General features: G+C 54.5%; 4 protein-coding genes, 2 tRNA genes and 3 rRNA genes. All 9 read right to left on the bottom strand.

Annotated features, from left to right (window positions below; genetic code table 11):
* On the bottom strand, window positions 1-1,341 hold a 1,341-nt coding region (locus VNL73_04595; GenBank protein HXF48686.1), incomplete at its 3' end, for a site-specific DNA-methyltransferase.
* 87 nt (window positions 1,342-1,428) lie between these two features.
* Window positions 1,429-1,545, bottom strand: a 5S ribosomal RNA gene (gene rrf, locus VNL73_04590).
* A 165-nt stretch (window positions 1,546-1,710) separates the two neighbouring features.
* A 23S ribosomal RNA gene (locus tag VNL73_04585) occupies window positions 1,711-5,199 on the bottom strand.
* 233 nt (window positions 5,200-5,432) lie between these two features.
* Entirely contained in the window at window positions 5,433-6,338 is a 906-nt protein-coding gene (locus tag VNL73_04580; protein ID HXF48685.1) for a hypothetical protein, read from the bottom strand.
* Window positions 6,339-6,350: 12 nt separating this feature from the next.
* Window positions 6,351-7,034 carry a hypothetical protein gene (locus tag VNL73_04575; GenBank protein HXF48684.1) on the bottom strand — a complete coding sequence of 228 codons (684 nt, stop codon included), beginning with the start codon at window positions 7,032-7,034 and terminating at the stop codon, window positions 6,351-6,353.
* Between the two features lie 74 nt (window positions 7,035-7,108).
* A tRNA-Ala gene (locus tag VNL73_04570) sits at window positions 7,109-7,181 on the bottom strand.
* Between the two features lie 100 nt (window positions 7,182-7,281).
* Window positions 7,282-8,541 carry a hypothetical protein gene (locus tag VNL73_04565; GenBank protein ID HXF48683.1) on the bottom strand — a complete coding sequence of 420 codons (1,260 nt, stop codon included), beginning with the start codon at window positions 8,539-8,541 and terminating at the stop codon, window positions 7,282-7,284.
* Between the two features lie 265 nt (window positions 8,542-8,806).
* Window positions 8,807-8,883: transfer RNA gene (locus VNL73_04560), tRNA-Ile, on the bottom strand.
* A gap of 253 nt (window positions 8,884-9,136) precedes the next feature.
* A 16S ribosomal RNA gene (locus tag VNL73_04555) occupies window positions 9,137-10,681 on the bottom strand.
* Between the last annotated feature and the right edge of the window lie 1,026 nt (window positions 10,682-11,707).

Genomic DNA, 11,707 nt, shown 5'->3' with positions numbered 1-11,707 from the left:
TTTGGGAGAATCTTTTCCCGTTCCTATCGCCCGCCATACTTCCGAGGCGATTGCCTTTACGTCCGAAAGCGTAACCGGAGCATCCACCGCTCCAACGTGAACCATCCGCCCGTTTTTTGTGCCATGTAACCACGTGTAACTCGATACTGGTGTGGCATGATAAAGCTCTATGATAAATTTCCGGTAGTTTGCTTCGGTATTCTCTTTTCTCCCTACTTCCACCGGAAACTCCGCCGCCTGCCACGCCTGCCTTTCGTATTTTCCTAAATTCTGAACCACGAAGGGTCGAACATTTGGAATTTGCATAAGTCGTTTGCGAGTTGTGTGAATAGCAAATCTCCCAAGGTCACACCCTATCCATCGTCTCCGCATTCTTTCGGCAGCTACAAGCGAACTCCCCGAGCCACAAAAACAGTCCAATACTAAATCGTTTTCATCGCTGCTAATTGACAGGATTCGCTCAATTAAATCAACTGGTTTTTGGGTATCAAAATTGACCCGCTCTTCTTTATTTGCTGGCTGTAGACACCGAATACGCCAAACGTTGTCAACTGTTCTTTCTTCGCTCATATAAGTGATAGCTTTTCCACTTTCATCAAAGACATTCTGGATTTTCCCGCCAACTTTTTTGTATTTAAGCTTTTTTACTGGAGAATCGCGCTTTTCCTTTAAGGCATGATAGGTATAACCGCTGGATTTTGATTTTACATAATAGAGAATTTGGTCAAATGCTTTAGGAAGAAGTTTTTTACGGCTATCATGGAGTTTGTTATAGTAATACCAAGCAATCTCATTTTGAAAATTTTCAATGCCGAAAACTTCGTCTAAAACAGTTTTCACATAAGGCCCTCTGTGAACATCTAAATGCACATAAATGCTTCCGTCGTCTGCCAGAAGCTCGCGTAACAAAACTGCTGTTTCGTAAAACCACTCCAAGTAAGAATCTAAACCTCCACCCCATGTATCTCGATACGCTTTCTGCTCAATGACACTCGGTTCTTTTATGAATTCAAGCACCTCTTTGTCACTTTCGCCATCAAATTCGGGGATTGTCGAGACGAATGAAAAATCTTGGCCGGTGTCAAAAGGAGGGTCGATATAAATCAGATTTACCTTGCCTTCGAAATCCGGCAAAAGCGAAGGCAGAACATATTTTTTATCCCCCCAAATCAGCCGATTGCGCCATTCGGTTTGCTGGCCGGAGGAAAACAGCCCCAACATTTTCTGGCGCTCTTGGGCGCTTTCGTTTACCGTTTCCACGGTCTGAAAGGGCAGGGCAATACGAACAGGGGCGACTTTTTTGCCGTCCTTGTATTTCCCTTCCCAAATCAATTCCGCCATTGCGCCGAAGTTAAGAGAATAGGCAAGGTGTTGCAAGTCGGGTCACAAAAAAATCCCCTCCTCAATCGGAGGGGATTTTTTATTTACTCCCGGCGACGACCTACTCTCCAGCTCGGGAAACCGAGGAGTACCATCGGCGCACGCGGGCTTAACGGCCGTGTTCGGAATGGGAACGGGTGTTTCCCCGCCGCTATGGTCGCCGGAAACTTTTCGACCTTCCCTCCTCCCTCTCCACGGGTGGAGAGGGACCGAGGGTGAGGTGCAAATTTTCAAATAGCCGTAGGAACATCTTCGTTATGGATTCCGAATTCTCGTATCCCTTCCTCATAGCGGAGGTCGGGGAGAATTGGAAATCCGGCCTAAGAATTTATGGTCAAGTCGCACGGCCGATTAGTAACGCTTGGCTCGCCCCTTTTCGGGGCTTTTACCGGCGTCCTATCAACCTGGTAGTCTTCCAGGGGCCTTTAGGTCTTGCGACGGGAAACCTTATCTTGTGGTGGGCTTAGCACTTATATGCCTTCAGCGCTTATCCCGTCCGAACACAGCTACCCAGCCATGCCGCTGGCGCGACAACTGGTGTACTGGAGGTTCGTCCATCCTGGTCCTCTCGTACTAGGGACAGCTCCACTCAAGTTTCCTGCGCCCGCATCAGATAGGGACCGAACTGTCTCACGACGTTCTAAACCCAGCTCACGTACCGCTTTAATTGGCGAACAGCCAAACCCTTGGGACCTTCTCCAGCCCCAGGATGCGATGAGCCGACATCGAGGTGCCAAACCCCCTCGTCGATATGAGCTCTCGGAGGAGATCAGCCTGTTATCCCCAGAGTACCTTTTATCCGTTAAGTGACGGCGCTTCCACGCGCTACCGCCAGATCACTAACTCCTGCTTTCGCATCTGCTCGACTTGTTTGTCTCGCAGTCAAGCTCCCTTGTGCGTTTGCACTCTGCAGCCGATTACCAAACGGCTTGAGGGAACCTTTGAACGCCTCCGTTACAATTTAGGAGGCCACCGCCCCAGTCAAACTGCCCGCCTGGCAATGTCCCACGGCCCGTTAAAGGCCGCTGGTTAGAATTCCGATTCATCCAGGGTGGTATTTCAGTGCTGGCTCCACTCCGGCTAGCGCCGGAGCTTCATTGCCTCCCACCTATCCTACACAGAATAAACCAAAACCCAAGGCCAGGTTACAGTAAAGGTTCAGGGGTCTTTCCGTCCCGATGCGGGTAAGCGGCATCTTCACCGCTGCTACAGTTTCGCCGAGCCCCACGTTGAGACAGCGCCCAAGTAGTTACACCATTCGTGCAGGTCGGAACTTACCCGACAAGGAATTTCGCTACCTTAGGCATCATCTGTTACGCTCTATCCAAATGTCCACGATTTTGTCATTCTGAGCGAAGCGAAGAATCTCGTATTTCCTCGTCAACGCCGTACTGACGTCCTTCGTAGGGGCAATTTGCGAATTGCCCTGCGCCATTCGGAAAGAGGATTCCGTCATTTCTGCGGAATTCTCCATATCGCTAAGGAGGTCGGACTATATCTTGGGAAAATCTTGCGACCTTCCCTCCGGCGTGTAGTCTCTGGGGATTCCCTTCAATCACCCTTTACGGGTAGCCCGGAGCCGCTGCTCCGGGAAAATCGAAGGGCCTTTCCTGCTGATTGTCCGCACCGGATTCGTTGTTACGCATGTATGCGCGTAGAACCGGATGCACCGGACGTTCCAGCATATGGCCGGATTTGTTAACGGCCCTAATTTCGCCCGTTCCGGAAAACCGGGACGAACGTTTCAGGGCAGCGAATCGGAAAATGGGGAAACGAATTTGAACCGTTATAGTTACGGCCGCCGTTTACCGGGGCTTCAGTTCAGAGCTTCGCCTTGCGGCTGACCCCTCTCTTTAACCTTCCGGCACCGGGCAGGTGTCAGTCCCTATACGTCGTCTTTTTAGACTTCGCAGAGACATGTGTTTTTAGTAAACAGTCACCCAGGCCTCTTTATTGTAGCCCTTTTGGGCTCGATCTGTGCGATCTCACCCGCAAAGGCACCCCTTCTTCCGAAGTTACGGGGCCATTTTGCCTAGTTCCTTAACGTGGGTTATCTCGAGCACCTTAGGATATTCTCCTCGCCTACCTGTGTCGGTTTGCGGTACGGTCGACCTGAAGACTTGCATAGAGGTTTTTCTCGGCAGCCAGCGTCTGGCCAGTTTGCGCCCCGAAGGGCTCCCCATAACCTCTCGGAGTTGAGAAACCGGATTTGCCTGGTTTCCCCTCCTACGGGCTTAGACCGGGACATCCATCACCCGGCTGGCTTTTGCTTCTGCGTCACCCCATAGCTCAAACGTCTTCAAGCCGGTAAAGGAATATTTACCTTTTTCCCATCAACTACGCCTGTTGGCCTCGTCTTAGGGGCCGACTAACCCTGAGCGGATTAACCTTGCTCAGGAACCCTTAGGCTTACGGTGACACTGTTTTTCACAGTGTTTATCGCTACTCGTTCCGGCATAATCTCTTCCGTTTCGTCCAGCCCTCCTTGCGGACGGCCTTCAACCTATAACGGAATGCTCCCCTACCGATCCGCCTCGACGAATCGAGACGAATCCCGCCGCTTCGGTACCCGGCTTAGCCCCGGGAATTATCGGCGCAGGACCACTTGACCAGTGAGCTATTACGCACTCTTTAAATGATGGCTGCTTCTAAGCCAACATCCTGGTTGTTTAGGTAGCCCCACATCCTTTCCCACTTAGCCGGAATTTCGGGACCTTAGCGGACGATCTGGGTTGTTTCCCTTTTGCCCACGAAGCTTATCCCTCGCGGACTCGCTCCCGGAAAACGAACCGTTGGCATTCGGAGTTTGATTGGGGTTGGTAACCTTGTAGGGTCCCGTGCCCATTCAGTGCTCTACCTCCAACGGTCTATGCTCCGAGGCTGTTCCTAAAAACATTTCGGGGAGAACCAGCTATCTCCAAGTTTGATTAGCCTTTCACCCCTAAGTACAGCTCATCCCCAAACTTTTCAACGTTTGTAGGTTCGGACCTCCACCTCGTTTTACCGAAGTTTCATCCTGGCCATACTTAGATCACCTGGCTTCGGGTCTACTCCCAGCCACCAACGCCCGTTTCAGACTCGCTTTCGCTTTGGCTCGGCCGGTGTTCGGCTTGGCCGCGCGACTGGGAAGTAACTCGCCGGATCATTATTCAATAGGCACGCGGTCACCCGTTTTAAGTCCGAAGACAAAAAACAGGCTCCCACAGCTTGTAAGCGCACGGTTTCAGGTACTATTTCATTCCCCGTCAGGGGTGCTTTTCACCTTTCCCTCGCGGTACTGGTTCGCTATCGGTCACCAAATAGTGTTTAGCCTTACCCCGTGGTCGGGGCGGATTCGCACAGGATTTCACGTGTCCCGTGGTACTTGGGAAAAAACCCGGAAAGCCGGCTTCATTTCGCCTACGGGACGATCGCCCGCTGTGGTTTGTCGTTCCAGACAATTCGGCTATAAATCCGGTTTGTAACTTTCCGGCCGGAAGGGACTCCGGCCCGGTTTCTCCCGCTACACCGAAACTACAACGCGTCCCCGCTTTAACATAGTTCCGGTTTGGGCTGTTCCCTCTTCGCTCGCCGCTACTGGGGGAATCGCTCGTTTTCTTTTCCTGGGGGTCGTGAGATGTTTCACTCTCCCCCGTTCGCTTCCCGGAACCTATGGATTCAGCTCCGGGATGCTCCGACGTTACTCGGAGCGGGTTTCCCCATTCGGACATCCCCGGGTCAAAGCTTATTTGCAGCTCACCGGGGCTTATCGCAGCTTATCACGTCCTTCATCGCCTTCTGGTGCCAAGGCATCCACCGTACGCCCTTTGTAACTTGACCAAAAATCCTAAGGCCTTGCACACCCGGCTCCGATGAATTGGGGCCGAGTGTTGGAAGATGCTCGCTACGGCTATTTAGTTTTCAAAGAACAAAATACCCTCCCGCAACCGGAAATTCCGGGCGGGCAAACTTTCAATATACGGGCTTTCGCCAAAAACGCAAGCCCTATTTCAAACCCGCGAACTTTTCCGGGCCGCAAAACCGGCCCAACCCATTGATTCCGAACGCCCTGGCTAAAAGGCGTAATACCGAAAGGTAAAATTCGCCGCCTTCTTGGGCAAACTCTCCACCCGGACCGAGGTGCTCCCCACCCCGCCCGGCCGGGTCTGGACCAGGGCAAGGCCGGTAAACAGGCCGAAGCTTACTTTCTCGAACGGATAGTATTCAAAGCCGATGGAGCCGTTGATTTCCAGTTCCAAGGTCGTCTCGACCGCCCGCACGTTCGGGTCTTCCAGGGAAAAGGTAAACTCGGGCCGGGTGCGGAAGCCGAACCCGGGGCGTACGATCAAATCCACCTTGTCATGCCGCAACACCCGCACCGGAAGTCCCAAATCAAAACTCAAATCCAAAAAAGTCGTCGTGCTCTCGGGATCCTGCGGAATAATCCGCTCATCCACAACCTGCCGTAAATTGATTCCAAGCCCCACATCCAGCCCGACCTTGGGGTTGAACCAGGCACGCAAGGCCATCGGAGCCTCGTCGTTGAAAACCAAGCCAAGCCCCACACGGTTGGGCTGCTTCGGTTCCGCGGCCTCCTCCTCTTCCGCGGCGGCGCCCTCCGGCTGCGGGGTCACGGACGCCGGCTCCGCTTCCCGCGGGGGTGGCAAGGGGGCCGGTGGAATCGCCGTGGTGTCTGCCGGCTCGGTTGTCGTATTGGAGGGCACTGCAACCGTGTCCGTGGGTGGAACAGTTTCCTGTATGGGGGGGACAACCGCCGGAGTCGTATCCGCCGGTGCGGGAACTCCCGTATCCGCTGGTGTCTGTTCCTGCGGAGGGATGGAAGTCATGCCGGTGTCCGTCGCCGTGCCGGGTTGGCCTGGAATCGAAACCGCCCCCGTGTCCGCCGGGGTGGTCTCCTGGCCCTCAGCCGTTAAAGCCGGCGCAAAAAAGAGGGCGCAGGCAAAAATAAGTCGCTTCATACGCCCCTCCCGCTAAAAGTAGTAACGGAAGCCGAGATTGGTCCCCTTGAAAAACGGCCGGGAGGTGATGACCCACGAGCTCTTGCCGTTTTTGGTCTTCTTCTCGGTGCGGGCGCCGACGCCGTGGAAAAGGGAGACGGAAAAATTCTCCACGGGGAAATATTCGATGCCCAAAGTCACGTTGATGTCAAAGCTTTTGGACTTCTCCTCGGTGATGGTGTCCAAAACGCTGCCGAAGGGGATTTGGATCGTGTCGTAGGCGTAGTTGATGGAGGAGTCTGTGGGGTCGAAGCTCGTGTCCGAAATGACCTGTTGGAATACCACGGAATCCCGAAAAAGCTGATTGAAGTAGGGAATTCCTTGGAAGCTGAACCCCGGGCGGAAAAGAAAATTCACCTTCTCCGTCCGTATCAAATTGACCGGAATTCCGGCGTCGAAGCGGAAATCCACCAGCGATTTTTTGGAGGGATCCTGGTTGGAGGTCAAAAGATTGGTGTCGATGGTGGAATCCACCACGTTGCGCAGGTTGATGCCGAATCCTAAATCAACCCCAAAACGGTCGGTGACCCAGTAGCGCGCGCCGATGGGGGCGTCGTCGTTGAAAAAACCGAGGCCGACTTTTCCTTTCTTGTCGACGGCCCCCGCCGTGCCGAAAAATAAAAACAGCCCCGCGGCCAAAAACAAAATTTTTTTCATAACTCCTCCTGGGCGAATCAGCTTTATCCTTCTTACTTGGGACAGCCAAAAGCGCCCAAGCCGCACTCCCTAAATGGAGATAACCGGATTCGAACCGGTAACCCCCGGCTTGCAAAGCCGGTGCTCTGCCAATTGAGCTATATCCCCGAAGTTCCTTCTGCTTTCTTTTTTCCCGCTTTCTACTCTACCGCGCTAACTATACAAAAAAATAGGGAGGGCGGCAAGGCCGCCCTCCCTTTTGAAGGCTCTATTTGAAATTATAGGTGAACGAAATCCGCGGGAACATCCCGCCGGCGTAACTCTGCCCGGAAAGGAAATTCGGGCCGGCGTTCCACCAGTCGTTCGTCACTTCAGCGTCCATCGTCACCGGGCCGGCATGAATGCCGACGCCGACCGCATAGCTCAAGGGGGAATCGGTTTCCTTCAACTCGTTCCGTTCCTCGTCCGCCGTGGCCGCGGCCACCGGTTTTTCAGCCTTTTCCTTGTGCGTGGCGATCACCTTCTCCACCCCCAGCCGGAAATGCAGCCAGTTCTTCACGGCCGTCTCGAATCCGAGCCAGGCAAAGGGCAGATCGGTGTCCGTGGTGGTGAAATCGGTGATCAGGGTGTCCCCACCCGAAGCGTCGTCAAACATCTTTTCGCGGAACTTGACGGACCGGTACCCCGCCCCGCCGATGATTTCCGAATTCTCGGTCGGCTTGGTCTGCAAGGCCAGCCCGAACTCGTAGGCGGTGGTGTTGAACTTGAACAGATTGCTGTCCGCTCCCTGATATTCGATGTTCTTCTCGGAGGCGATCCCCAGAGCGCCCACCGGCACCAGGTTCATATAGTCGTTCAAGGCATAGTAGTCGCGCAGAACGAACGACAGCGCCATGTTCCCGTCCGACTTGTTGGTCAGAACGTCGGTCGAGCTGTCCAGCTTTTCTTCAAAGCTGCCGATGCGCAGCCGGAAGCCGAAGTCGAGGTTGTTCAAGTCCCCCATCGGGGTGGAAAGCCCGAAGCCGAAGCCCCAAGTGGATGCCGTGAAAACCTCGTTGGTGCCGACCTGAACGGGAGATCCGCCGTTCTCTTCACGGACGCCGGAGAAATCCACCTGGAAACCCAGGGAGGAGTTGCCGGTGTTCATCCCGTATCCAACCAGGAAACGGGTGGTGGGCTCGTCGAAGCCGGGGCCCGGGAAGGCGCCGCCGGTGTTGAAGTGCTCGGAATCCTCACCGGCGAAGATAGCCAGAGTTCCGCTCCCCCACGCCGGCATGATGATGCCGACCCGGCGGAAGTCGCTGTAGCTGAACTGGCTGTGGTGGCTCGAAGTAAAGTTCGAATAGTGCTCGGCGATGACCATCTTCTGGTACTGGCTCATCGTGCCGGGATAAAAGAAAATCCCGGCGTCGTCTTTCAGGTAAAGCCCGCCGTTCCCCATCGTCGCCACGCGCGTTTCCGTCGCGAAAACCGACACGGCGAACAGCGTCAGAATTCCTATGGTTAAAAGTATTAACCGTTTACTCATTTCCCCCTCCTGAGGGTTTGGGTTGTTAGTTTCAACGTTAAACTACGTCTCCAGTCGGCCCCTATCGTCTGCCCCAATCGGGCTTGCGGAACGGGACCGTAGTGCCAAACGCTGCCAGTCACCACCTCCTCGGGTTTTGCTGGTTTCGTTCCCTTGTCTCCTATTTCGTTCTCCTATATACTCGGCCCTTCCGGCCGGCTCTGTTTCGGACTGGTCCTTGGCTTTCGCCAATCTCAAATCTCCAATCTCCAGTCTCTGTAATAAATGGTGGGCCTAAGTGGATTCGGACCACTGACCTCGCGCTTATCAGGCGCGCGCTCTAACCAACTGAGCTATAGGCCCACGCCTCAAACATACGCTTTGGCGGCCCGTATTTCAACACTTTTCCTCGATTTTCATCGAGGGAGCCCTTCCGTTTTTTTGTCGGAAGGACCGGCCCACACTAAAAGCTTGTTCCGGCGGCGGGCGGATGACCCGCCGCCGGATGTAAACTTTAATAGCGCGCACACGCCTCAAAATCGTGCTTGGGCAACCCTCCCACGGCCGATTGCTCGGCGCGAGGTATCACCGGAGGGTCCCCGATTGTACTCCTTAGAAAGGAGGTGATCCAGCCGCAGCTTCCGCTACGGCTACCTTGTTACGACTTAGCCCCAGTCACCGGCTTTACCTTAGGCGCCCGAGGGCGACTTTGGGTACTTCCGGCTTCCATGGCTTGACGGGCGGTGTGTACAAGGCCCGGGAACGTATTCACCGCGACCTGCTGATCCGCGATTACTAGCGATTCCAACTTCACGCCGTCGAATTGCAGACGGCGATCTGAACTGAGCCCGGCTTTGAAGGATTGGCTCCACCTTGCGGTCTTGCCTCCCGTTGTGCCGGGCATTGTAGTACGTGTGTAGCCCTGGACGTAAGGGCCATGAGGACTTGACGTCATCCCCGCCTTCCTCCCCGTTACCCGGGGCAGTCTTCTTAGAGTGCCCGGCATAACCCGGTGGCAACTAAGAACAGGGGTTGCGCTCGTTGCGGGACTTAACCCAACACCTCACGGCACGAGCTGACGACAGCCATGCAGCACCTGTGCAAAGGTCCCTTGCGGGAAAGGAATGTTTCCACTCCGGTCCTAAGCATGTCAAGCCCAGGTAAGGTTCTTCGCGTTGCGTCGAATTAAACCACATACTCCACCGCTTGTGCGGGCCCCCGTCAATTCCTTTGAGTTTCAGCCTTGCGGCCGTACTCCCCAGGTGGTGCACTTAATGCTTTCGCTGCGGCACGGAGCCCCTCGTCGGGACCCCACACCTAGTGCACAACGTTTACCGCTAGGACTACCAGGGTATCTAATCCTGTTTGCTCCCCTAGCCTTCGCGCCTGAGCGTCAGTTGCGGACCAGAAAGCCGCCTTCGCCACCGGTGTTCCTCACGATATCTACGCATTTCACCGCTACACCGTGAATTCCACTTTCCTCTTCCGCACTCTAGAACGGCAGTTTCCAGCGCCATTCTCCGGTTAAGCCGGAGGATTTCACGACCGGACTTGCCATTCCGCCTGCGCGCGCTTTAAACCCAGTAATTCCGAACAACGCTTGTTCCCCCCGTATTACCGCGGCTGCTGGCACGAAGTTGGCCGGAACTTCCTCTAAAGGTACCGTCAAGCGAATGGATTATTCACCCATTCACCTTTCGTCCCTCTCGACAGGGGTTTACGATCCGAAAACCTTCATCCCCCACGCGGCGTTGCTGCGTCAGCCTTGCGGCCATTGCGCAATATTCCCTACTGCTGCCTCCCGTAGGAGTCTGGGCCGTATCTCAGTCCCAGTGTGGCCGGACACCCTCTCAGGCCGGCTACCGATCGACGTCTTGGTGGGCTTTTATCCCGCCAACTAACTAATCGGGCGCGGGCTCATCTCTATGTGATAGCTTGCAAGCAGAGGCCATCTTTGGTGTCGGGTTGATGCCAACCCGACACGTTATTCGGAATTAGACCCCCTTTCGAGGGTTTATGCCAAACATAAAGGAAGATTACCCACGTGTTACGCACCCGTCTGCCACGGCGCTCTAACCTTGCGGCCAAAGCACCGTACGACTTGCATGTATGAGGCACGCCGCCAGCGTTCGTTCTGAGCCAGGATCAAACTCTCCAATAAAGTTTGTTTTCTTTATCAAGAGAGCGATGATCCGTCTAAACGGACGATCGCGTCTGTTTGGAATTAAACAGGGCTCTATTGCATCTCGGTTCCGGGTCCCCCCGTTTGTTGCTGCTTCCAGTTGGCCCCGGCGTTAGCCGGGGACTTCGGCAACGGGGTTTCCCGTCAAAGGACGTAATAAGAGCCAGCACAATTTCAAAACAATGTGCGCGCTATATAATTGTCAAAGAGCAGTCTGTTTCCAATCCCGCGGTTCCCGTAGGACGCCGTTCTAAAGGGACTGACGAACAGTTTCATCCAAGCAGTTGACCAAGATAGATTTGGGGCCGAACCCTGTCAAGAGTTCAGACACCCGTACCTGCACCTGTCAACCGCAGGGGTAGGGATTTTAATACCTATCCCCTTATCTGTCAAGCCCAAAATGGGGTTATTTTTGTTGTGAAGTTGCGGGGAGGGTCGCAGAAACGGCGGGAAAATGGAGCGGAGATTGGAGATTAGAGATTGGAGATTGGCAAAAACGAAAGCAAAGTACTTGCGATTTTGGAAATTTTGGGCGCAGGTGTAGCGGGAAATTTGAGGGGGCTGCAAAATCGGGGGGATTTTGCAGGGGAAAATGCAACCTCCCCTTAATCCCCTCCTTCGTAAGGAGGGGAGGAAAGACAACCTCTCCCTGACCCTCTCCTAAGAGGAGAGGGGACAAGAGATCATTTTAAGGAGAGGGAGGGGCGGAGCGTACGATCCGCCCCTTTGCCTTTCCTTTTTCCCCTCAACCCGCTTTTGGCGGGTTTGGGGCTTCGTGACCCTTTTGGCTGCCCTTGGGTCTTTGGGCTTTGGGTTCGCGGGATTGGGCGGCATGTGAAGGGGAGGCGCCACCTTCCCTTCAGTTCTATTGGGTTGGCTGCCTTCAAAGAGGCAGCTGCCCTTGTGCTACATTCCGGCTTAGTGCAACCTCCCCTTAATCCCCTCCTTCGTAAGGAGGGGAGAAGTAGGATGCACGGTTGGCCGTCCGCCCCAAGCCCGGAACGG

Source organism: Verrucomicrobiia bacterium, from assembly GCA_035574275.1.
Taxonomy (GTDB): Bacteria; Zixibacteria; MSB-5A5; order DSPP01; family DSPP01; genus DSPP01.
Note: the sequence above shows the minus strand (reverse complement) of the source record. Positions and strands in the feature narration are given on the sequence as shown.